This window comes from Brachybacterium netajii (SeqCode) (assembly GCF_054114245.1).
Genome location: NZ_JBSYXB010000010.1, coordinates 22,849 through 45,593, shown reverse-complemented (window position 1 = coordinate 45,593; position 22,745 = coordinate 22,849). Strand labels below are relative to the sequence as shown.

The window sequence follows — 22,745 nt, the reverse complement described above, 5'->3', positions numbered from 1 at the left end:
GCCCCGGTGCGCTGACCGTCGGAAGACCAGGTCAGGGGCGCGGCTCGAGCATCGTGTAGAGGTCGGTGCGGAGGGTCGCCGGATTCGTCTGCGGGGTCGGCGGCGTCACGTACAACTCCCAGAATGGGAAGGTCATCTGCTCCTCGGACTCGCCCACCATCTCGGTGAACTCGCCCCACTTCTCGGCGAGCGCGTCGTAGCCGCCGATGTGGGAGATCGTCGCCGCGCGGCCGGCCGGCAGGACCGAGGCCGTGACCTCCAGGCCGCTCGGCAGCGTCAGCGTCTCGGGCAGGGGACGATCCAGCGGGACGCCGATCTCCACGTCGGCCGTGTCCACGGGCATGCGGTGGTGCAGCGCGAACGCCGGACCGATCGGCGTCACGCCCGCCCCCGCGAGCGCACGGAACAGGTGCGAGAAGCAGGCGTCCATCAGCTGCGACATGGCGGACGTCGGGAAGGAACGGCGGGAGACCACGGCGGTCGGAATCTCAGGGACCTCGGCCACGTGCATCTCCGCGAAGGGCTCGTGCTCGTCGTACGGCTGCGGCATCGTCGTCATGCCCGAGAACCTATCCCGAATGCGACGCGAAAGGGCCGAAGGTCGGGGTGAGGGGGTGGGCGAGTGGCCTGGGCGAAGGGGTGGTGCACGGTGGAGCGAGCGCGGGAGTCCCGGATTCAGCGCCACGCGGCCGACGCGTGGAACTGTGCAGGGCGCGACGATGAGATCGCTTCAGCCATGCGACGGACCATCACCAGGGCTACTAGCCGGTACGAGGAGGCGGGGGCGGTCTAGGCGGCTCCGAGGGATCAGGCATGCCGGCGGTGTGGCGTGGAGGAAGGGCGCAGAGATCAGCGAGGCGAGCCTCGCAGGAGATCTACAAGGATCGGCAACGCGGTGGAGGGGTTCGGACCTTTTCGCCCCGGGGCGAGCTCGGGGTCGGCTCTGCGAGCGGTCTCGCAGGCGCTGTCGACCCGGTCTATCGGGAAGTGCGGGGCGAGGTTCTTGCCGGTGACGAGAGCTCGCTTCTTCATCATCCTGTCCAGCTGTGTCGAACTCAGCGCGGAGCGCCCGGCTTCGACGTGCCAGCGTAGCCACACCTCGAACTTCAGGTTCGAGATGAGGAGCAGGATGTCCTCTTCGGCGGCGAGCCGTTGCGCTTCCGGTAGGGAATCATGCTGGTCGACGTCGACGAGGCAGACGCACGTGTCATACCCCTTCTCCTTGTCGATCGCGGTATCGCGCACCTCGATGCACTTCTGGACGACCTTCAGAGGGTCCTTGCCCACGATGACGGTCTTCACGGTCGTCGTCGTGCCGTGGCTGCGAAGGAGCCCATCCAGCTGATCGACGTACTGAGGCTCGGTGACTCTGCCCTCGGTGACCACGAGGACGCGCCGAGCAGGTTCGCGAGCGGGCCTGCGCCTGCGTCCACCTCTGCGCCCTGCCACCCTCAGTCGCCCTCGGCGCCGACGAGCGCGGCCAGGATGCTCGGCGAGAGTCGCGGAGTCCCGCCGTAGCGTCCGGTGAGATAGCGCTTGGCCACGTTCGCATCGGGATGCTTCGGGAAATCGGCCAGGCAGGTCAGCTCGGTGACCCCCTCGTACGTCTTGTCGGTGAACCAGATCTGCTCCGGCTCCAGCGTCACATCGCTCAGCGGGGAGAGGACGTAGGACTCGTGGCTCGTGAAGATCAGCTGGCCGTGACGGGTGTTGACGAGCGGGTCCGCAAACGCTCCGAGCAGCACCTCGAGCAGATGGGGGTGGAGGCTCGCATCGATCTCGTCGACGAGCAGCAGCCCTCCCGAGCGGAGAGCATCGAGGGCCGGAACGCCGATGGCGAGCCAGGCGATCGTGCCGTCGCTCTCGTCGAGGATCGAGAACGGAGGGCAGTCCTCGGACGTTCCGCGATGCGTGAAGATCAGGCTCCGGATGACCTGCGCCGCAAGGTCGTCATCGAGCTGGGGTGCGTCATCGTTCTCCTTATCCTCGCCGTCAGATCGGACTTCATGCAAGAACCGGTTCACTGCCCGGCTGATGTGCTCCGGCAGATTGCGCTCTTCGAGATCGACCTTCGTGATCCCGATGTCGGCGACCCGCAGCAGCGCCTCGAGATCGGCGTAGGAGATCTCGCCGCTCCTGAGGGCATGAGCGATGCTCGCGAGTCGCTGCTCGCGATGGGAGTCCTTCACCAGGACGACGTCGATGCTCGAGACGAGGGCCTCCGCTATCGGGTGCAGCGACGAGGTCTCTAACAGAAGCGCTCGGCTGAGCACCAGCTCACGGGCCGTCACCTCGATCCGAGCACGGAGGCTCTGATGGAACTTCAGCGTGCCAGCCTCGCGGTCGCGCTCGAGGAGCGTGCGCCATCGCGAGGCGGGAAGGTCTCTCAGCCACTCGCGTCGGATACCGGATGCGTCGACCTCGAAGCCGTAGAGGTGGCGTCGGCCGTCGAGCACGATATCCAGCTCGTAGAGACTCGGCGCTTCCGATGACGCCTGGTCGAGCAGGAACGGGGCGCGGGACATGGTGCTCGAGGCCTGCCAGGTGGTGGCGCTGTAACGGATGGCGCTGACGGCGTAGATGAGCGCGTCGAGGATGGAGGACTTCCCCGTCGCATTGCCGCCGAAGATGCCGGCGATCGGGTAGCTCGCCGCCGACCAGTCGTCGTCCTTCGGACGGAGCGTCTTCAGGGACGGGCGCTGGAAGTCGACCGTGACCTCGTCACGGATGCTCTTGTGGTTGCGCGCAGTGAAGCTAAGCAGCGTCATGACGGGAACTTATCATGCGGAGCGCGCGTAATCTATCGTTTTTCGAGCAGGGTGAGACGCTCCGCATCGATCACCTGCGGCGCACGGATGGAGGCTGGCCTCGGCCCGATTGGACCCACCATCGGTCAGGTGGGGCTATATGTCGGGTTGATGGGGCCAGGTGGTAGCCCTTGGGGTGAGGATGTCGGTCAGGGGTGAGGGCAGTTGCGAGACGGGGTGAGATGCCGGGAGCTGTTCACGTGCTCGGCATGGCCGCTGGCGCCGCCCACCCGCCCGCTCGGCCCCGCCCGCTCTCCCGGCGCCGCCCCGCCCCGCCCGCTCAGCGCTCCACGCCGGCGAGGTCGAGGGCGAGCTCGCAGAACATGGCGTTGGACCAGGAGAACCACTCGCGGGTGAAGATCTCCGGCTCGTCGACGTGGACGCCCTCGTGCATCATGCCGGTGCCGCCGTCGGTGCGGACGAGCTGCTCGAGCAGGCGCAGACGCTCGTCGTCGTCCTGGCTGGTCAGGCCCTCGATGCTCTTGGCGATCGGCCAGACGTGGTCCTTGGGGGTGTGCGGGGAGCCGACGCCCTCGAGGTACAGGCCCGCGTAGTAGTACGGGTTGGTGCGCGAGAGCACCGCGCGGCGGGTGGCGAGGTAGACGGGGTCGTCGGCGTCGACGCAGCCGAGATACGGCAGCGACAGCAGGCTCGGCACGTTCGCGTCGTCGAGGAAGACGTGGTGGCCGCGGCCGTCGATCTCGTAGGCCCACACCGTCGCGAGCTCTGCGTTGTCCGCGGTCTCGGCGTCGTCTGCGGCGTCCGCGGTGGCTGCGCTGACGGCGGGCGCGTTGCCCGTCGCGAGGTCGATCGTGATGAGGCCGTGCTCGGCGAGGGCGGCGCGGATCTCCGTGCTGAGCGCGCGGGCCTCGACGGCGAGCTCGTGGGCCGCGGCTGCGGCCCCTGCCTCGGCTCCCGCCGCGGCGTCCGCCTCCGCCGCGGCGTCTGCCTCCGCAGCGACTCTCGCTTCCGCCGCAGCACCTGCCTCCGCCCCGTTCCCGCCGACCTCCTCGAGGAGGATCGCCAGGCGCTCGAGGGCGAGGGCGAGGAAGTGGTTGCCGGGGATGTTGTAGCCGAGGGCGCAGGCGTCGTCGCTGGGACGGAATCCGGACCAGACCAGGCCGTTCGGGACGGTGAGGTCGCCGCGGCCCATGCGGTCCAGGGTGTCCTGGGCGGGGACGCCGGTGCGGTGGAAGCGGTAGCGGGAGCGCTCCTCGTGATGCTGCTCGATGCGGACGGTCTCGAGGATCGCGCGGGCGGCGGCGAGGAAGGGGGCGCCCGCCCAGCTGGTGTCGCCGGTCGCGGACCACAGCCGCCAGGCGAGGTCGGGTCCGTAGCTGAGGGAGTCGAGCTCGAACTTCCGCTCCCAGGCCAGGGGGTTCTCGCGCTCGGTGTCGTCGGCCTCCCAGCGGGAGCCGTCGGCGGTGCGGTTGAAGGCGTTGGCGTAGGGGTCGTCGGCGATGAGGAGCCAGTGGCGGCGCAGCAGGCCCGAGAGGAGGCCGACGAGCTGCGCGCGGTCCTCGTCGGAGCCGACGCCGCCGGCGACGAGGCGCAGCAGCGGGGTCAGCTGGGCGGCCGAGTCCCGCAGCCACATGGCCGGGATGTCGCCGGTGATGACGAAGACGGTGCCGTCCTCGTCGACCGACACGGTGGTCTCGGCAGTGCTGCGCAGGTAGGAGACCGTGCGGTCGGCGATGATCGCCGCGCTGTCGGCGTCGCCCAGGCCGGTCAGGACGCGCTCGCGGACGGCGTCCAGCAGGGTGTCGGGCAGGGTGACCATGGTGCTCCTCGGTCGGGTCGGTCGGTCGGACGCCGTCGTCCGTCGACCGCGCCGTGAACGTTCATGCTAACCACGCGGGAGGCGTCCTGAGGGACGGTCGGCGTGAACGGGCGGGGTGCGTCGCGAGCGGGCGCCGACCTGGGCGCGATCGCTCGCGCTCGGGCAGGAACGGGCTCCGTGCGAGGGCTTCGACGGGCAGAGTCGGGCGCGCGGCCCGCCCGCCTCGTCCACGCGCCGCCGGCCCGCCTCGCTCACGCGCCGCCTCGCCCGCCCCGTCCACCACTTCCCACTAATAGTTGCGCGCACGAAAACTCTGTGGCAGACTCCCTCTCGTAATGGTTCAAGGAACTAGAACATGAACCGCCCAGCAACCCGAGGAGTCCTGATGATCCGGATGTTCGCCCGCCGCGACGGGCAGATCGTCCCCGATGGGGCCGCGACCGGCACCTTCCCCGCCGGAGAGCAGCACATCGTCCCCGCGGCCGCGCCCGTCGGCCTCCGCCCGGAGGACGACCCGCTCGCGATCGTCGTCCAGGGTGCGAGCGCCGAGGACCTGGTCTCCGCGGCCATGGCCGTCGACGCCGCCCACCGGGCCGGCCGGCCTGCGGCGCTCGTGCTCCCGTACCTGCCGGGGGCGCGCGCCGACCGCGGCATCCCCGTCGGCGCCGCGGTCTACGCGCGGATGATCGACGCCGCCGGCGCCGACCGCGTCCTCGCGATCGACCCGCACTCGCCGGTGATGCCCTCCCTGGTCGCGCATCTCGAGATCCATCCGCTGCCGCGGCTCGTGCGCCGGACGCTCGCCCATCGCATCGCCGACGGCCGCCGGAGCCCGTACGTCGGCGTCATCGCCCCCGACGCCGGGGCCGTGGCGCGGGCGGGCGCGGTCGCCGCGGCGCTCGAGCTGCCGCTGCTGCGGGCCGAGAAGCACCGCGACTTCGCCACCGGCCGGCTGTCCGGCTTCCGCTGCGAGCCGCTGCCCGAGGAGGGCCGCCTGCTCGTCGTCGACGACATCTGCGACGGGGGCGGCACGTTCGTCGGCCTCGCGGAGGCGACCGGGCTGGGCCCCGACCGGCTGGACCTGTGGGTCACCCACGGCGTCTTCTCCGGCCGCGCGGGCCGGCTGCGCGAGCGCTTCGGCGCCGTCCACACCACCGACTCGCACCCCGGGCACACGAACCCCGAGGTCGACGCCGTCATCCACCCCATCGTCCCCACCCTGATCCGCGAGGCCCTGTCATGACCACCACCACCGCCACCGCCGCTGCCACTGTCGCCCCCGCCGCCACCACCGTCGCCGCCCCGACGCCCGCCGCCCGCATGACCACCGCCTCGGCGATCGCGCCGCTGCTGCTGACCGACGGCTACAAGATCGGCCACATCGCCCAGTACCCGCCGCACACGACCCGCGTCTACTCCAACTGGACCAACCGCGGCTCGCGCCTGGAGGGCGTCGACGAGGTCGTCCACTTCGGCCTGCAGGCCTTCTGCCAGGAGTACCTGGTGGAGGCGTTCGCGCCCTTCTTCGCGGCCGACGAGGACGAGGTCTGCGCCCAGTACCAGCAGGCCATGGACGACTACCTGGGTCCGGGGATGGTCGGCACCGACCACATCCGCGCCCTGCACCGCCGGGGCTGCCTGCCGCTGCGCTTCCGGGCCGTGCCCGAGGGGACGCTGGTGCCGCTGCGGGTGCCGACCTTCACGATCGAGAACACCGAGCCGGAGTTCTTCTGGCTGGTCAACTACATCGAGACGGCGCTGAGCGCGCAGGTCTGGCACCCGTCGACGACCGCGACGATCGCGCTGCAGTACCGCACGCTACTGGAGGATGCGGCGATCCGCACGACCGGCACGGCCGACGGCGTCGGCTTCCAGGCCCACGACTTCTCGTTCCGCGGGCAGACCTCGATCGGTGCCGCGATCGCCTCGGGCGCCGCTCACCTGACGAGCTTCGTGGGCACCGACTCGATCCCGTCGATCGAGTGGATCCGCCGCTACTACCCGGCGGCGACGCCCGGCGGCAACGGCCAGATCGCCGGCAGCGTGCCCGCGACCGAGCACTCGGTGATGACCGCGGGCGGGCAGGCGGGCGAGCGCGAGACCTTCGAGCGCCTGCTGGACGTGTACCCGCGGGGGATCCTGTCGGTCGTCTCGGACACCTGGGACCTGTGGCAGGTCATCGGCGAGATCCTGCCGGCGCTGAAGGAGCGGATCATGGGCCGCGACGGCCGTCTGGTGATCCGTCCCGACTCGGGGAACCCGGTCGACATCCTGTGCGGCACCGTCCGCGAGGCCGGCGCCGGGGCCGACGGGCCCGAGGCCGGGGTCGTCGAGACCCTGTGGCGCGAGTTCGGCGGCACCGTCACCGCGCAGGGCTTCAAGGTCCTGGACCCGCACATCGGCGCGATCTACGGCGACTCGATCACCCTGGCGCGCGCCGCCGAGATCATCGAGCGCCTGGCCGAGAAGGGCTTCGCCTCGACGAACGTGGTGCTGGGCATCGGCTCGTTCACCTACCAGTACGTCACCCGCGACACCTTCTCGTCGGCCGTGAAGGCCACCTGGGCGGAGGTCGACGGCGTCGGCCGCGACATGATGAAGGACCCCGCGACCGACAGCGGCACCAAGCGCTCGGCGACCGGCCGCCTGGCGGTCGTGCGGGACGCGGCCGACGGGCGACTGCGCCTGATCGAGCGCGCGACGCCCGAGCAGGAGGCCGCGAGCGAGCTGCAGGTGGTCTGGGAGAATGGGGTCGCGGTGCGGCCGCAGTCCTTCGCTGACGTCCGCGCCCGCATCCGCGACGAGAGGGAGGCACGCCGGTGACCACCGCCGATCAGGACGCGCAGGCGCCGCGCTTCGAGCAGCCGCTGGTGAGCGTCGACGTGGTCCCGCTGTGGATCTCCGCCGACGGCGCCCTGCACATCACCCTCGGCCGCCGCCTGAACGCCCCGGCCCGCGGGGAGCTGGCCCTGCCGGGTGTGCTCATGGGCCGCGAGCGCTCGGTCGACGCCGCCGGCCGGGCGCTCCGCGGGAAGGTCGGCATCGACCCGTCGGCCCTGGTCCTGCGCGATATCGGCGTCTTCGACGCCCCGACCCGCGACCCCCGCGGGCCGACGATGGCGATCGCCAAGGCCGGCATCGGCCCCGCCTCCGCGCTCGCCGCCCGCCCGTCGGCCGACGGCGGATCCGCGGCCGACGCCGGCACCGCGCCCGACGCCGGCGCCGCCTCCGGCGCGGCGGGGCTGCCCGGCGCGGAGCTCGCCGCCTCCGTCCGGGTCGACGAGCTGCCGGCGCTGCCCTTCGACCATGCCGCGGTGATCGCTTCGGCGCTGCGGGCGCTGGGGACGCTGGTGTGGAGCGACCGCGAGGTCTGCCGGGCGCTGCTGGGCGAGGAGCCCACGACCCGCGCCGCGACCGCCGTGCAGCGTCAGCTGGAGATCGCCGCGGGCCAGGAGCCGAAGGCCGACGCCTCCAACATGAAGCGCCGTCTGCTGGCGCTGGGGTGGATGCGTCCGACGGACCGCGCGGCCCTGCCCGAGGGCGCGACCGGCCGGCCGAGCACCGTCTGGGAGTGGATCGGCTGAGCCTGCGCGGAGGCGGGCGCGGGCGCGGGCGCACGCGGACCGGCCGGCCCCTCCGTGGATGCTCCTCCCCAGGGCGCCTCCGCTCACAACGGGGCCGGGGGAGAACCGCCGGTCACCGCGCCCGATTAGAGTTGAGCGCGTGTACGAAGGCATCGTTCAGGACCTCATCGACGAGCTCGGGAAGCTCCCGGGCATCGGCCCCAAGTCGGCGCAGCGGATCGCGTTCCATCTGCTCGACGCCGACGACGCCTCCGTGCGCCGTCTCGCGGAGGTGCTGGTGACCGTGAAGGACACGGTGCGGTTCTGCGAGATCTGCGGGAACGTCTCCGCCGACGAGAGGTGCCGCATCTGCACCGATCCGCGGCGCAGCGACGAGACGATCTGCGTGGTCGAGGAGTCCAAGGACATCGTCGCGATCGAGCGGATCCGCGAGTTCAAGGGCCGCTACCACGTGCTCGGCGGGGCCATCGACCCCATCGGCGGGGTCGGCCCGAACGATCTGCGCATCGCCCAGCTGATGACCCGCCTGGGCTCCTCGGAGACCACCGAGGTGATCCTCGCGCTGGACCCGAACATCGAGGGCGAGGCCACCGCCGCCTATCTCACCCGCCTGCTGTCGCCGCTGGACGTGAACGTCACGCGCCTGGCCTCGGGCCTGCCCGTCGGCGGCGACCTCGACTACGCCGACGAGATGACGCTGGGCCGCGCCTTCCTGGGCCGCCGCTCGGCGACCTGAGGAGAGGAGCGCCGTGACCTCGCCCTATGGACGCCCCGCGGGCCCGTCGGCCGCCGGGCCCTCGCCCTACGGCGCTGCGCACGGCGCACCGCACGGCGCCCCGCACGGCGCTCCGTCCGCCGGCGGTCCGGTCCGCCCGGGCACCCCCTACGGGCAGGTCCCGCCGCCGCCGATCGAGCCGCGGCTGCCTCCGCTGCTGAACCTGCCCTCCCCGCCGCGCGCGGCACGGGAGAACCCGGCGCTCGTGCTGCCGCAGGAGATCCTCGTCGACTCCCGGCGGGACATCGCGATGCGGCTGCTGCAGATCTCGTGGGTCCCGGCGCTGGTGCTGCTAACTGTCTGGTACCTGTTCCTGACGTTCTTCACGGTCGGCGCGAGCCCCACCATGTGGCTCTTCTCCGCCCTCGCGGCCATCGGCGACCCGTCCTACCTGCGCGCCTCGCTCTACGGCCTCGGTTTCAACCCGGGGCTGCTGAGGCTTTCCTACCTGCTGCTGCCGCTGGGCGCGACGCTCCTGTCCCTGGCGCTGATCCCGCTGGCCGCCGCCTGGATCGGGCGGCTGAACCCGCGCGACCGCCTCACCGAACGGGACTTCCAGCGGGCCGTCTCCGAGCGCGCGACCCTCGTGCTGCTGGCCCCGCCGCTGGCCGCGCTCGTGCTGACGCCGCTCGCGGTGGCCCTGCATGCCCCGATCCCGTGGGCGAGCCTCAGCGCGGGCCCGCTCGCGGCGCTGTGCGCCGGAGGGATCGTCGTGCTGATCGCCCGGCCCTGCCTGCGCCGCTGGCTGAGCGCGGCGCGCCTGCTGGGGATCGAGCCCGCGGACGCCCTCGAGACCCGCGGGATGATCGACCCCGACCGCGAGGCCCGTCGTGAGGCCGCCCGCCGCGCCGCCGCGCAGGACCGCCGCCACCTCCCGCCGACGTCCGGCAGCCCCGAGGCCTCCGCCGCGACCACGCCGCAGGGGGCGCTGCGCATGCTCGCCGTGCTCGGACGCGCCTCGCTGACCTGGGTGTGGCCGGCGGTGCTGTCCATCGCCTGGGTGGTCCTGTCGATCACCGAGACCGTCGAGACCTTCGCCGGACTCATGGCGACGGACCTGAGGACCGTGGCCTCCGCGGTGCGCTGGCCGATGTGGGCGCTCGCGGTCCCCGCCGCCGGGATCGTCCTGCTGGTCTCGGCGCTGTCGCCGGCGATCGGGATGCTCGTCGTCGCGCCCCGCCGCAGCGAGGTGCGCGACCAGCGGACCGTCGCCGACTGGGCGGCGCGGGCCCGCGCGAACCCGTGGGAGGCGGGGCTGAGCGTCGCGACCGGCGTCGTCGCCGGCACCGGGGTGGTCCTCGCGACGATCGCCTACGGCATCGGCCTGGTGGCCCTCGACGAGGACAACGCGCTGATGTGGACGGCGATGATCCTCGCGCTGCTCATCGCGGCCCCGCTGGTGGGCGCCGCGGCGGCCTCGGCGATGCGCCATGGCGCCCGCGACGTCCTCTACGGCCCGCCCGGCCGCTATATGCGCCGGGACACCCCGTATGCGCTGGTCGCCCCGCTCTCCGGGACCCGTGCGCAGCATGCGAAGGATCCGACGGTGCAGGCGGAGATGCGTCGGCGCGCACGCGACGGCGAGGCCGCCGGGATCCCCGGGACCGACGGCATCGGCCTCGACGGCGAGCGCCTGTGGGTGGACCCCTCGCTGCCCGGCGCCGTCGACACGCAGATCCGTGCGGCCGACGTCGCCGCCGGTCGCCTCCCCGACTTCGGCGCCGACGCCTCGCCGTTCGCCGCGCCCTTCTCGGACGCGGGCGCGCCGTCGGACGAGGACATCCCCGACAGCGTCACCGGCCTGCGGCACCGGCGCTGAGCGGGGCCGACGGCGGCGCTGAGCGGGGCCGACGGCCGGGCCTGCGCCCGCACCGTCAGCCCGCACCGTCAGCCCGCACCGTCGGCCCGCACCGTCGGCCCGTCCGCTCAGGCGATGCGGGTGCCCTTGCCGAGGCGCTTGATGGGCACGCCCAGGCGCGTGGTCGCGACGACGACGGAGGCGCCGGCGGTGAGGACCCACAGGCCCGCGCCCATCGGCCACACCGGCCGTGCGGCGGGACTGCCGAGATCCTCCGGGTAGTCCGTGTTCTCCTCCCAGCAGCCGTTGAAGTTCGCCGGGTGCAGGGGGTTCGCCGCATAGCGCAGGCCGAGCTTCATCATCATCAGCGCGTCGACCTCGGCGTCCGGGTCGGAGGCACCGTCGGCGGTCAGCGACGGCGAGACGTCCGCGAGCATCACCACGGGGTTCCCCCACAGCAGGGGCATGGAGAGGTCGGTGCGGGAGACCTTCCTCTTCACCTCCTTCTCCACGCAGACGCCGTAGTAGTCGTCGGCGGAGTCCGTGACCTGGGCGTACTCGGTGGTGTGGACGGTGACCGTGCGCTCCTGCACGAGGAACAGCGCGGAGACGCCCCAGGCGATCGGCAGCACCACGGTCACGCCCACGACGATCACGTACGCGAGTACCACGGATCCCAGCGAACGCCGGGTCAGCGAGGACAGGCCCAGACCCAGCGCGGTGACGCAGCCGGCGATCAGCGAGATCATGAGGATCACGCGCAGCAGGTAGAAGAAGCCGATGCCGCCGAGCAGCGCCGTCGGCAGCGTCGACGGCAGGGCGAGCACGAGGAACGCGAGCCCGGTGAGCCAGCCCGCGAGGAGCTTGCCGACGACGATCTCGAAGGGCCCCAGCAGGCTCGCCTGCAGGGTCGCGAGGGTCCCGGCGGAGCGGTCGCCGTTGATCGAGCCGGCCGACATGGCGGGCACCACCAGCAGCATCGCGAACATCACGAGGATCATCTGCAGGCTGAAGATGACGCGCGCGGTCTCGGCGTAGCCGCCGTACTGCGCCGTGTAGAGGGTGGGGGCGAGGGCCAGCAGGCCGATGCCCGCGAGCACCAGCGTCCACACGCCGAGGGCGACGTACCAGGCGACCGAGCGCAGGCGCTGGCGCAGCTCGAGCGAGGCCACGAGCCACACGCCGCGGGGGCGCAGCGTCCAGCGTCCGCCGCGGGGCCGCTGGGGTGCGGGCGCCGGAACGGCCGACGGGCCTGCCGGACCGCCCGTCGACGGCCCGGCGGGCCCGGAAGGACCAGCGGGCCCGGAGGGCCCGGGGAGGTGGGGTGCGTTCGTCGAGGTCATCACAGGGCCCCTTCCCGGTGGGCGGCGTCGGACGCGAGATAGGCGGCCTCGAGGCGACCGGTCGCGGGAGCGAAGGTGACCACGCCGGCGTTCTTCCCGGCGAGGTCGGCGAGCAGGCGGGCGGCGGTGGGCTCGTCGGGCAGGCGGACGAGCGCCTCGGCGTGACCGGAGACGGTCGCGTCGGCGCCGAGCACGCCCTCATGGCGGACGCCGAGCGCGCTGAGCGCCTCCGCGAGCGCCTGATGGTGGAGGGACTCGATGCGCCAGGTGCGGGGGCGCGCGGCGAGGTCGCGGATGCTGGAGGACTCCACGGCGCTGCCGTGGTCCATGAAGACGACGTGGTCGGCCATCTCCTCGAGCTCGCCGAGGATGTGGCTGGAGACCAGCACGGTCGCGCCGGCGGAGGCGACCTCCCGCACGACCTTCAGCAGGCGGCGCCGGGAGGCGGGGTCGAGGCCCGATGCCGGTTCGTCGAGGACGAGCACCGACGGGTCGTGGACGAGGGCGCGAGCGAGGCCGAGGCGCTGCTTCTGCCCGCGGGAGAGGACGTGCGCGGGCTGCCGGGCGAGGCTCGAGAGGTCCATGAGCTCGAGCAGCTCGGTGACCTTCGGGCGCAGGCGGTCGCCGGGCAGGAAGTACGCCCGGCCCATCACCTCGAGCACCTCGGCGACGCGCAGGGAGTCCCAGGCGCCGAACTGGTCGGGCATCCAGCCGACCCGGGCGCGGACGCTCGGGGAGTCGACCGACGGGTCGATGCCGTCCACGAGCACGCGGCCCGCATCGGGCGCGAGCAGGGAGGCGAGCATCAGCATGAGCGTCGACTTCCCGCAGCCGTTGGGGCCGACGAGCGCCGTCACGGCCCCGCGGGGAGCGGTGAAGCTGAGGTCGAACACGGCCTGCACGCTGCCGAAGGCGCGGCTGACATGCTCGGCGACGATGCCCGGCGCCTGGGCCGGGGCCGGTCCGCCGGGATGCGCGCCGTACGGGAGCGGGCCGGGCTGCGCGCCCGACGGGCCGGAGCCGCCGGGCTGGAGCGGGCCGGGCTGTGCGCCCGGCGGCGGGTAGGACGGCATCGGGGACGGAGCCGGATCCGGTGTGGTCGAGGTCATGAGGACCACCTTGGCATGCCCGTGACCTCCTCCACAGCTCCGCTGGGGGACTTTCCGGGCGAAGTCCGTGTGAACCGTGTGAAGGCCCTGAGCGCCGAGCCGCGAGCAGCTGAGCGCCGAGCCGTGAGGGCTCGGCGCTCAGGATCGGGCATCGCCCGGATGCGGGCGACGCCCGGAATCAGGCGGCGGGTCTCAGCCGGCCATGGCGTCGTTGCCGGCCTGCTGCGCCTCCGGGATGCCCTCGGCGGCGGTCGTGCGGCCGATGAGCACCTCCTGGAAGTACGGCAGGGCGGCGACGAGACCGGCGTTGGCCTGGGCGCCGACGTCGGCGAGGGCGGTGTTCTCGGCGGCGGTGATGAAGGGGGAGACGTCCACGCCCTGCTCCTCCCAGTAGGCGACGAAGTCGGCCTGGGCGTCGACGTGGCCGGGGAAGGAGACGCCCTTCTGGGCGATCGGGGCCTGGCCCTCGGCGGAGCCGAGCCAGGTCAGGAGCTCGGCGATGGCGACCTGGCGATCGTCGGCCGCCTTCGCGTTGCCGACCGCGACGACGCCGTGGACGAGCGACTTCGCGCCCGCGGGGCCGGCGACGGGCGCGGTGATGGTCCACTCGAAGGCGCCGTCGACGCCCTCGAAGATGTTCTTGAGGTTGTAGGGGCCGGACTGGAACAGCGCGAGCTTGCCCTGCGTGAACAGGTCGCGGGTGAAGTCGCCGTTCTCGTTGGTGTCGGCGGCCGACGGGGCCACATGGTCGACGTTGATGAGGTCCGAGAGGTACTGGAAGGTCGCGATGCCCTCCTCGGAGGCGAAGACGTACTGGTCGTCCTTCGACCATTCGGCGCCGTTGGAGGCGAGGAACGGGCCGATGATGGCCTGCCGGTCGGCCTGCGCGTTGAACCCGAACTGCGTGCGGGTGTCGGGGTCGAAGCCGTCGTCGCCGGGGTGGAGGCCGGCGCCGTCGAGGGTGAGCAGGGCGCCGGCCTCACGGAGGGCGTCGGAGTCGGCGGCGGGGTCGAAGGCGATGGTCGTGGGGTCGACGTCGGCCGCCTCCAGGAGCCCGGTGTTGGAGAACAGGGCGATCGAGTCCCACAGCTGCGGGACGCCCCAGAGGCCGCCGTCGCGCGTGTAGAGGTCCACGACGCTCTGCGTCCACTGGCCCTCGTGGTCGGGGATGATCTCGTCGATGTTCAGCAGGTCGCCGGACTGCTGGTAGAGCACGAAGTTCGCGGAGTTCATCCAGTACACGTCGGCCGCATCGCCCGAGGCGACGTCGAGCGGCAGCTGGGTCCAGTAGTCGCCCCACGGGACGACCTCGATGCTGACGCCCCAGCCGGACTGCTCGGTGAAGGCGGCGAAGGACTCCTCGTAGGCCTCGACGGCGGTCTCGTCCCAGAGGCGGAAGGTCAACGTGCCCTTGGCGCCGCCGGCCCCGCCGTCGGACGCGTTCGAGCCGGCGCCGGAGCCGGACCCCGAGTCGTCGGAGGAGGGGGAGCAGGCGGCGGCGGTGCCGGCGACGCCCGCGGCGGCGAGGGAGGCGAGCAGATGACGACGGTTCAGCATGGGGATCTCCTGGGGGAAGTCGAAGCCTCTGCCACCTGACGAGGCCGTCTCCACTCTAGGCCCGTCGGCGGCGCCCCGGCATGCGGCATGACGCCGCATGGCCGCCTGCGGCCGACGGGCGGGTCGTCGGCGAGCGGCCGACGGGCGCGCGCGGCCGGCGGGCGAGCGACCGACGAACCGGCGGCCGACGGGCGGGCGGTCAGCGCAGGGTGGTGTCGCCGACGGAGCGGGTGATCTGCTTCTGGAAGGCGATCATGAGCAGCACCAGCGGGAGCATGGCGATCGTCGTGCCGGCCATGACGAGCGTCCAGTTGTTGTTGTACTGCGACTGCAGCGCCGAGGTCGCCACGGTGATCACCCGCCATTCGGGGCCCGAGGTGATGATCATCGGCCACAGGAAGCTGTTCCAGTGGGTGACGACGGTGATCAGCACGAGCGTGACGATGATCGGCCGGTTCAGCGGCACCACGAGGCTGCGCAGGAGGCGGAGGGAGCCGGCGCCGTCGATCCGCATGGCGTCCATGAGCTCGCTCGGCACGCCCCGGAAGTTCTCCCGCAGCAGGAAGATCGCATACGGGGAGCCGAAGACGAAGGGGATCACGAGCGCCCAGAAGGTGTTGCGCAGCCCGGCCTCCGCGAGCATCAGGTACAGCGGCACCACGACCACCACCTGCGGCACCATCAGCGTCGCGACGAACACCCAGAACAGCACGTCGCGCCCGGGGAAGCGCACATGCGCGAAGGCGTAGGCGGCGAGCACCGAGAACACCATCTGCCCCACCAGGATCACGGCGACCATCTGCACGGTCACCGCCACCGGGGTCATGAAGCCGTCGACGCTGGAGAACAGCGCGAGGACGTTCTCGAGGGTCGGCGGGTCGGGGAGCGCGAGCGGGCCCTGCTGCGCGAACTGGCGCGAGGACGTCAGCGCCGTCAGCACCGAGACCGCGAAGGGCGCGAGGGTGAGCACGACCGCCGCGGCGAGGACGAGATAGGTCGCGGCGATCCCGGCGAGGCGTCGGCCGTGGAGCCCGCGGACCGAGGAGCGCGAGGAGCGCGGGGCACGCGGGGCGGGCGCGGTGGGCGCGGCGGAGGCGCCGGCGGGCGGGGGAGGGGTCATGGGTCTCCGTCCTCAGCTCATGTCGTAGGTGATGCGGGAGGAGAACCAGCGCTGCTGGGCCACCGTGATGACCACCAGCAGGGCGAACAGGACCACGGCGACGGCGCTCGCCCGGCCCAGGCTCGAGCTCACGAACGCCTGGTTGAAGACGAGGGAGGCGATGACCTCGGTGCGATGGTCGGGTCCGCCGCCGGTGAGCGCATAGACCATGTCGAACACCTGGAAGCTCGCGACGACCTGCGTGACGGCGAGGAAGAAGGTCGTCGGCCGCAGCAGCGGGATCGTCATGTGCCGCAGCTGCTGCCAGCCGCTGGCGCCGTCGAGCCGCGCCGCCTCGTAGATCGAGGCGGGGATGCGGCCGAGGCCGGCCTGGAAGAACAGCGAGATGTAGCCGACGTTCTGCCAGATCGCGACGAAGGCGACCGCCGGCAGCGCGAGCGCCGGCGAGGTCAGCCATTCGATCCGCACCCCGAGGATCGCGTTCAGCGCGCCCGTCGACGGCTGGAAGATCCACTTCCACACCACGCCCAGCGCGAGCGGCGCGCACACCCATGGGATCACGACGACCACCCGGGCGATCGCCGAGCCCGGCAGCGCCCGCACCAGCTGCGTCGCCAGCACGAGTCCGACCGCGAGCGAGACCGGCACCGAGATGAGCGTGAACAGGCCCGTGACCAGCAGCGAGTTCGCCATCGCGCCGTCGCTGAGGAGCCAGGCGTAGTTGTCCAGGCCGATGAACTCGGGGGTCCCGATCAGGCTCCAGCGGAACAGCGACACGGCGAAGGCGAGCAGCACCGGCAGGATCAGGAAGCAGGTCACGCCGAGGGTCGCAGGAGCCACCAGCAGCCAGCCGAGCGCCGCGCGCCGACGTCGGGCGGCCCGACGGGCGGGCGTCATGCGGACGGGCCTCATGCGGGCGGACGCCGGGAGAGCGGGCACCGCGTGGGCCGACGGCGGCGCGGGATCGGTCTGCGCGCTCATGCCGGGCGGGCCTCCTCGGGCGATGCGAACGCCTGACCAGCGGTCGGGCGCGATCACGTTACCGTACCGCCGCCGCGCCGTCCGGGCCCGGACCGCCGCCCTGCCCGCGCCGGATCCCGGCACCGATCCGGGAGGCTCCACTACGCTTCCGGGCATGAGCGCAGCGACCGATACGCCTGGCAGCCAGGCGCCCGCCGACACCCCCGATCCCCACGCCTCGATCTACGACCACGGCTTCCTGCGGGTCGCGGCGGTGACGCTGCCGGTCGCGCTCGCCGACCCGGCGACCAACGCCGAGCGCCATCTCGAGCAGCTGCGGGAGCTCGACGCCCAGCAGGTGGGCCTCGCGGTCTTCCCCGAGCTGTCCCTGACGGGCTACTCCCTCGACGACCTCGTGCTGCAGGAGCCCCTCCTGGACGCCGCCGAGCAGGCCCTCGTCACGCTCATCGAGGCGAGCCGCGAGCTGCTGCCGATCATCGTCGTCGGCGCGCCCCTGCGCACCCGCGACCGGGCGCGCATCGTCAACGGCGCGGTCGTCATCCACCACGGCCGGGTCCTCGGCATCTCCGTCAAGCAGAACCTCCCCACCTACCGCGAGTTCTACGAGCGCCGCTGGTACGCGCCCGGGGACGACGTCTGCGACCAGTTCGTCCGCATCGGCCGCGAGGAGCACCTGCTCACGCCCCACGGCATCATCACCGTCGAGGACGTGCCGGGGCTGCGGCTGTTCGTGGAGATCTGCGAGGACATGTGGGTGCCGGTGCCGCCGTCGGCCGAGGCCGCGCTCGCCGGGGCGACGGTGATCGCGAACCTCTCGGGCTCCCCGATCACCGTCGGCAAGGCGGAGGACCGCAAGCTCCTGGCGCGCTCGGCCGCGGCCCGCTGCCAGGCCGCGTACGTCTACGCCGCAGCCGGGGAGGGCGAGTCGACGACGGACCTCGCCTGGGACGGCCAGACCTTCGTGTACGAGTGCGGTGACCTGCTGGGGGAGTCCGAGCGCTTCCCGCAGGGTGCGCGCGCGACGATCGTCGACGTCGACCTCGACCGGATCGTCGCCGAGCGCCGCCGCCAGAACACCTTCGACGACAACCGCCGCACCCATGCGACCTCGCTCGAGAAGTTCACGAACTACGAGACGACGCGGCTGTTCGGCCCCTTCGACGAGGACTATCCGACCGCCGAGGATGTCGACGCCGCCGACGCGTCCGGCGCCGACGTCGATGCGTCCGACGCCGCGGGCGCCGACGAGGAGACGTCGGCCGGCTGGTACGCCTTCGCGCCGCTGTCGGGGGAGGCCTTCGGCATCGAGTTCGGGCCCAGGCCGCATCCGGCGACGGGTCCGCTGCGTCGGCCGCTGCACCGCTTCCCCTTCGTGCCCGACGATCCGGCGCGCCTCGCCCAGGACTGCTATGAGGCCTACAACATCCAGGTCGCGGGCCTGGTGCGGCGCCTCACCGCGATCGGCGGGGACAAGCCGGGCGGCGCCCGGCCCGTCATCGGGGTCTCCGGGGGCCTGGACTCGACGCATGCGCTGATCGTCTGCGCGCAGGCCATGGACCGGCTGGGCCGCGACCGCTCGGAGATCCTCGCGTACACGATGCCGGGCTTCGCGACGACGGAGCACACGCGCTCGAACGCCGAGCTGCTCGCGCAGGCGATCGGCGCGAGCTTCGAGACGATCGACATCCGTCCCGCGTCCACGCAGATGCTCAAGGACATGGGTCATCCCTTCGGCGCCGGCGAGCCGGTCTACGACGTGACCTTCGAGAACGTCCAGGCGGGCATGCGCTACGACTACCTGTTCCGCCTCGCCAACCATCACGGCGGGATCGTCGTGGGCACGGGCGACCTGTCCGAGCTGGCGCTCGGCTGGTGCACGTACGGGGTCGGCGACCACATGTCGCACTACGGCGTGAACGCGGGCGTCCCCAAGACGCTCATCCAGCATCTGATCCGCTGGGTGATCGCCGAGGGCGTGTTCGACGACGCGGCCGCCGAGGTGCTGCAGGCGGTCCTGGACACCGAGATCTCCCCGGAGCTCATCCCCACCGCCCCGGGGCAGAAGGCGCAGTCCACCGAGGACTCCATCGGCCCCTACGCGCTGCACGACTTCACGCTCTACCACCTGCTGCGCCGCGGCTACGGTCCGGCGAAGATCGCCTATCTCGCCCATCAGGCCTGGGCCGAGGAGGACGCGGGGGAGTGGCCCGCCGGCTACGCCGAGGACGATCGCCGCGCGTACTCCCGGGCGGAGATCAAGCACTGGCTGACGGTCTTCACCCGCCGCTTCTTCTCCAACCAGTTCAAGCGCTCCGCTCTGCCGAACGCCCCGAAGGTGCTGGCCGGGGGCTCACTGTCCCCGCGCGGCGACTGGCGGATGCCCTCGGACGCGGCCTCCCGCGCCTGGCTCGCCGAGATCGAGGCCGAGGTCCCCGGGGACTGATCGCCGCCCGATGCTCGTCGGCTCGCGGGCCGACGAGCGTCAGATCCGCGAGCCCGACGAGCCCGACGAGCCCGACGAGCCCGACGAGCGCGGCGCCCTTCGACGTGCGGTGCGCCGCGCCGTCGTGCGCCCCGAGAGGTTTTAAGGTACGTTAAAACTCATGATGGAACCGGCGGTGGATCAGCGACCCGAGACGGCCCCTCCTGCGCAGCAGGGGGCCGCCCCGAGCCCGACGACCGCCGCGAGCCCGTCGACGGTGAGCCCGTCGACGGCGACCCCGTCGGCCGTGATCGAGCCGACGCCTGAGACCCCGACGCCCGCGACCCCGACGGCCGCGGCCCGGCATCGCGGACCGTGGGGAGTGCTGCGGCTGCTGGGCCCCGCCTTCGTCGCCGCCGTCGCGTACGTGGACCCGGGCAACATCGCCGCGAACATCACCGCGGGCGCCCGCCATGGCTACCTGCTGCTGTGGGTGCTCGTGGCCGCGAACCTCATGGCGATGATCGTGCAGTACCTGTCGGCGAAGCTCGGGGCCGTCACCGGACGCAGCCTCGCCGAGCATCTCGGCGGCACGCTCGGCCGTCGGCCGCGGATCGCCTACTGGGCGCAGGCGCAGATCATGGCGATCGCGACGGACATCGCCGAGGTCGTCGGCGGGGCGATCGCCCTGCAGATCCTGTTCGGGGTGCCGCTGATGACCGGCGGTCTGATCGTCGGCGCCGTGTCGATGGGGCTGCTGGCCGTGCAGTCGCGGCTCGGGCAGCGGCCCTTCGAGACCGTGGTGATCGGTCTGCTCGCGGTCATCACCTTCGGCTTCCTCGCGGGGCTCGTCGTCGCCCCGCCCGAGCCCGCCGACCTCGCCTCCGGGCTCGTCCCGCGCTTCGACGGCGCCGGCACGGTGCTGCTGGCCGCCTCGATGCTCGGCGCGACGGTCATGCCGCATGCGATCTACCTGCACGCGAGCCTCGTGCGCGACCGCCACGGCGTCCCCGCGGACGACGACGCGGCCGCCTCGTCCGACGACGCCCGGGCGGCCTCCTCCGCCTCTTCCTCAGCCTCGCCCTCGCGCCTCGCGCGCACGGCCCGCCTGGTGCGCGCCTCGCGCTGGGACGTGGTGCTGTCGCTGCTGGTCGCCGGGACGGTGAACATCGCGATGCTGGTGCTCGCCGCGGAGGCGCTGCCGGGGATCCCCGGGACCGACACGATCGAGGGCGCGCATGCGGCGATCGCCGCGGCCTCCGGACCGGTGATCGGGGTGCTGTTCGGGATCGGCCTGCTGGCCTCGGGGCTCGCCTCCTCGTCCGTCGGCGCCTATGCGGGGGCCGAGATCATGCGCGGCCTGCTGCATGTGCGGATCCCGCTCGTCGTGAGCCGTGCGCTGACGCTGATCCCCGCGCTGATCGTGCTGGCCGTCGGCGTGGATCCCACATCCGCGCTGGTCCTGAGCCAGGTGGTGCTGAGCCTCTGCCTGCCCTTCGCGCTGATCCCGCTGGTGCGGCTGACGAGCCGGCGCACCCTCATGGGCGGCTTCGCGAACACGCGGACCCTCGCGGTGATCGCCTGGATCGTCGTCGCGCTGATCGTCGCGCTGAACCTCGCGCTCGTGCCCATGACCCTCCTGGAGGGCTGAGCCCCCGTCGGACGCCGATGACCAGGAGGTCGTCGGCGTCCGACGCTACGATGCGGGCGTGAACCCCGACGAGCTCAGCGCCGTGGCCCAGGACTATCTGAAGGTCATCTGGACCCGCACGGAATGGGGCGATCCGCCCATGACCGTCGGCGAGCTCGCCCAGCGCTTCGGCACCTCCGCCGCGAACGTCACCGAGACCCTCAAGCGCCTGGACGCGCAGGGCCTCGTCGTGCGCGTGCCCTACCAGCCGGTCGCGCTGACCGAGCAGGGGGCGAAGTATGCGGTGGCGATGGTGCGGCGGCACCGGCTGATCGAGGCGTTCCTCGTGGACGTCCTCGGCTACGGCTGGGACGAGGTCCACGACGAGGCCGAACGGCTCGAGCATGCGGTCTCCGACGAGTTCATCGCCCGGATCGACGGGCACCTCGGGCACCCGTCGGCCGACCCGCACGGCGACCCGATCCCCGATGCCGAGCATCGCTGGGAGCATCCGGCCGACGCCTGCCGCCTCTCCGACGCCGCCCGCGCCGCCTCCGGCTCCGCGGACGGCGCGCGCCCCGCGGCCGACGGCGGGGCCGAGGCGTACGAGATCCTCGTCGTCTCCGACGCCCGCCCCGAGACCCTCCGCCTCGCCGACGAGCTCGGCCTCCTGCCCGGCACGGTGCTCGCACCGGTCCGCACGTCCGACGGCGCTGCTTCTGACGGCTCTGCTGCCGACGGCGCGAGCAGCACCGCCGGCGCGCTGCGCATGCGCCGGGCCGACGGCACCGAGGTCGACGTGCCCCGCGGGGTCGCCCACGAGATCCACGTCCGCCCGCTCCCGCGCGCCTGAGCGAGCGGCGTCAGCCCCTCCGGCGGCGCCCGCTCGGCCCGTCCGGCGGCGCCTGTTCAGCTCTTCCGGCGGCGCCCGCTGAGCGGCACGACGGTGGGGGTGCCGGTGACCGGGTCCGCGGCGACGATGCACTCGAGGCCGAAGACCTCGCGCACGAGCTCCACGGTGATGACGTCGTGCGGGGTGCCCGTCGTGATCACCCGGCCCTCCTTCATGACCACGAGATGGTCGGCGTAGCGGGAGGCCTGGGCGAGGTCGTGGAGCACGGCGACGACGGTCGTGCCGTCGTCATGGAAATCCGCGAAGAGGTCCAGCAGCTCGTACTGGTGGGCGATGTCGAGGAACGTCGTCGGCTCGTCCAGGAGCATGATGCCGGTCTGCTGGGCGAGCAGCATCGCGACCCACACCCGCTGCCGCTGGCCGCCGGAGAGCTCGTCGACGAGACGGTCGGAGAGGTCCGTGAGACCGGTCGCGGCGAGGGCCGCGGCGACGGCGTCCTCGTCCTCGGTGCGCCACTGCTGGATGAGGCCCTGGCGCGGGGCGCGGCCGCGGGAGACCAGGTCGGCGACGCGGATGCCGTCGGGCGCGAGCGAGGTCTGGGGGAGCAGGCCCAGGCGTCGGGCGATCTCCTTGGAGCGGAAGCGGCGGATCTCGCGGCCGTCGAGGACCACGCGGCCCTTCGCGGGCGCGAGCACGCGGGCGAGGCCGCGCAGGAGCGTCGACTTGCCGCAGCCGTTGGGGCCGATGATCGCCGTGAAGGAGCCCGGCGGGATCTCCACGTCGAGGCCCTCGGAGATGACGTGCCGGTCGTAGCCGAAGGTCGCGTCCTGCGCCGCGAGCAGCGGCGCGCCGGTGCCTGCGCCGGCCCGTCCGTCGGCCGACGGGGCGGGCGCGCTGGCCGACGGTGCGGGTGCGCCGTCCGTCGGATCCGGGGCGGATGCGTGGTCGAGGGTGGTGGTCATGCCTCTCCTGGGGAGGGTCGGGTC

The 22,745-nt window shown here is 72.7% G+C and carries 19 protein-coding genes; 9 read left to right on the top strand and 10 right to left on the bottom strand.

The genetic code is table 11. The annotated features are described in order from the left end of the window. Positions 1 to 31 precede the first annotated feature (31 nt). The 4 genes from ACXET9_RS14670 to ACXET9_RS14655 form a co-directional block, all read right to left on the bottom strand. The gene (locus ACXET9_RS14670; protein ID WP_457887429.1) at positions 32 to 559 is read right to left on the bottom strand and encodes a GyrI-like domain-containing protein; all 528 of its coding nucleotides are present in this window, start codon (positions 557 to 559) and stop codon (positions 32 to 34) included. Between the two features lie 290 nt (positions 560 to 849). Beyond that, positions 850 to 1,386, bottom strand: a complete 537-nt coding sequence (locus ACXET9_RS14665; protein WP_457887428.1) for an RloB family protein — start codon at positions 1,384 to 1,386, stop codon at positions 850 to 852. A gap of 65 nt (positions 1,387 to 1,451) precedes the next feature. Continuing rightward, entirely contained in the window at positions 1,452 to 2,768 is a 1,317-nt protein-coding gene (locus ACXET9_RS14660; protein ID WP_457887427.1) for an AAA family ATPase, read from the bottom strand. Between the two features lie 319 nt (positions 2,769 to 3,087). Next, positions 3,088 to 4,587: a glycoside hydrolase family 125 protein gene (locus ACXET9_RS14655; RefSeq protein ID WP_457887426.1), complete on the bottom strand. Its 1,500-nt coding sequence runs from the start codon at positions 4,585 to 4,587 to the stop codon at positions 3,088 to 3,090. Positions 4,588 to 4,972: 385 nt separating this feature from the next. On the opposite strand from ACXET9_RS14655, the gene ACXET9_RS14650 reads away from it, so the two are divergent. The 5 genes from ACXET9_RS14650 to ACXET9_RS14630 all read left to right on the top strand — a co-directional run bounded on the left by ACXET9_RS14650 (position 4,973) and on the right by ACXET9_RS14630 (position 10,765). Continuing rightward, positions 4,973 to 5,830, top strand: coding sequence for a phosphoribosyltransferase family protein (locus ACXET9_RS14650; RefSeq protein WP_457887425.1), 858 nt, complete (start codon positions 4,973 to 4,975; stop codon positions 5,828 to 5,830). After that, positions 5,827 to 7,410, top strand: a complete 1,584-nt coding sequence (locus tag ACXET9_RS14645; RefSeq protein ID WP_457887424.1) for a nicotinate phosphoribosyltransferase — start codon at positions 5,827 to 5,829, stop codon at positions 7,408 to 7,410. Before ACXET9_RS14650 ends, ACXET9_RS14645 begins: the two co-directional genes overlap by 4 nt. Next, the gene (locus ACXET9_RS14640; RefSeq protein ID WP_457887423.1) at positions 7,407 to 8,171 is read left to right on the top strand and encodes a hypothetical protein; all 765 of its coding nucleotides are present in this window, start codon (positions 7,407 to 7,409) and stop codon (positions 8,169 to 8,171) included. Before ACXET9_RS14645 ends, ACXET9_RS14640 begins: the two co-directional genes overlap by 4 nt. Positions 8,172 to 8,310: 139 nt before the next feature. Then, positions 8,311 to 8,907, top strand: coding sequence for a recombination mediator RecR (gene recR, locus ACXET9_RS14635; protein WP_457887422.1), 597 nt, complete (start codon positions 8,311 to 8,313; stop codon positions 8,905 to 8,907). Positions 8,908 to 8,920: 13 nt separating this feature from the next. Then, positions 8,921 to 10,765, top strand: a complete 1,845-nt coding sequence (locus ACXET9_RS14630; RefSeq protein ID WP_457887421.1) for a hypothetical protein — start codon at positions 8,921 to 8,923, stop codon at positions 10,763 to 10,765. A gap of 107 nt (positions 10,766 to 10,872) precedes the next feature. Here ACXET9_RS14630 and ACXET9_RS14625 read toward each other — a convergent pair whose 3' ends face one another. The 5 genes from ACXET9_RS14625 to ACXET9_RS14605 form a co-directional block, all read right to left on the bottom strand. Continuing rightward, complete coding sequence (locus tag ACXET9_RS14625) at positions 10,873 to 12,087, bottom strand: ABC transporter permease subunit (protein WP_457887420.1); 1,215 nt, start codon at positions 12,085 to 12,087, stop codon at positions 10,873 to 10,875. After that, positions 12,087 to 13,196, bottom strand: coding sequence for an ABC transporter ATP-binding protein (locus tag ACXET9_RS14620; RefSeq protein ID WP_457887419.1), 1,110 nt, complete (start codon positions 13,194 to 13,196; stop codon positions 12,087 to 12,089). The genes ACXET9_RS14625 and ACXET9_RS14620 overlap by 1 nt, the downstream gene beginning before the upstream one ends. Positions 13,197 to 13,388: 192 nt before the next feature. Beyond that, entirely contained in the window at positions 13,389 to 14,753 is a 1,365-nt protein-coding gene (locus tag ACXET9_RS14615; RefSeq protein ID WP_457887418.1) for an extracellular solute-binding protein, read from the bottom strand. Positions 14,754 to 14,952: 199 nt separating this feature from the next. Then, a complete protein-coding gene (locus ACXET9_RS14610; protein ID WP_457887417.1) occupies positions 14,953 to 15,873 on the bottom strand; it encodes a carbohydrate ABC transporter permease in 921 nt (306 codons plus the stop codon). A 12-nt stretch (positions 15,874 to 15,885) separates the two neighbouring features. Next, positions 15,886 to 16,854, bottom strand: a complete 969-nt coding sequence (locus ACXET9_RS14605) for a carbohydrate ABC transporter permease (protein ID WP_457887416.1) — start codon at positions 16,852 to 16,854, stop codon at positions 15,886 to 15,888. Positions 16,855 to 17,008: 154 nt separating this feature from the next. Between ACXET9_RS14605 and ACXET9_RS14600 the strand changes: the two genes are divergently transcribed. The 4 genes from ACXET9_RS14600 (at position 17,009) to ACXET9_RS14585 (ending at position 21,759) form a co-directional block, all read left to right on the top strand. Further along, positions 17,009 to 19,297, top strand: a complete 2,289-nt coding sequence (locus ACXET9_RS14600; RefSeq protein ID WP_457887415.1) for an NAD(+) synthase — start codon at positions 17,009 to 17,011, stop codon at positions 19,295 to 19,297. A gap of 10 nt (positions 19,298 to 19,307) precedes the next feature. Continuing rightward, the gene (locus ACXET9_RS14595; protein WP_457887414.1) at positions 19,308 to 19,442 is read left to right on the top strand and encodes a hypothetical protein; all 135 of its coding nucleotides are present in this window, start codon (positions 19,308 to 19,310) and stop codon (positions 19,440 to 19,442) included. A 144-nt stretch (positions 19,443 to 19,586) separates the two neighbouring features. After that, positions 19,587 to 20,927, top strand: coding sequence for an Nramp family divalent metal transporter (locus tag ACXET9_RS14590; RefSeq protein ID WP_457887458.1), 1,341 nt, complete (start codon positions 19,587 to 19,589; stop codon positions 20,925 to 20,927). A gap of 58 nt (positions 20,928 to 20,985) precedes the next feature. Beyond that, a complete protein-coding gene (locus ACXET9_RS14585; RefSeq protein ID WP_457887413.1) occupies positions 20,986 to 21,759 on the top strand; it encodes a metal-dependent transcriptional regulator in 774 nt (257 codons plus the stop codon). 56 nt (positions 21,760 to 21,815) lie between these two features. Here the strand turns inward: ACXET9_RS14585 and ACXET9_RS14580 are convergent, their stop codons facing one another. Beyond that, positions 21,816 to 22,721, bottom strand: a complete 906-nt coding sequence (locus ACXET9_RS14580) for an ABC transporter ATP-binding protein (RefSeq protein WP_457887412.1) — start codon at positions 22,719 to 22,721, stop codon at positions 21,816 to 21,818. Between the last annotated feature and the right edge of the window lie 24 nt (positions 22,722 to 22,745).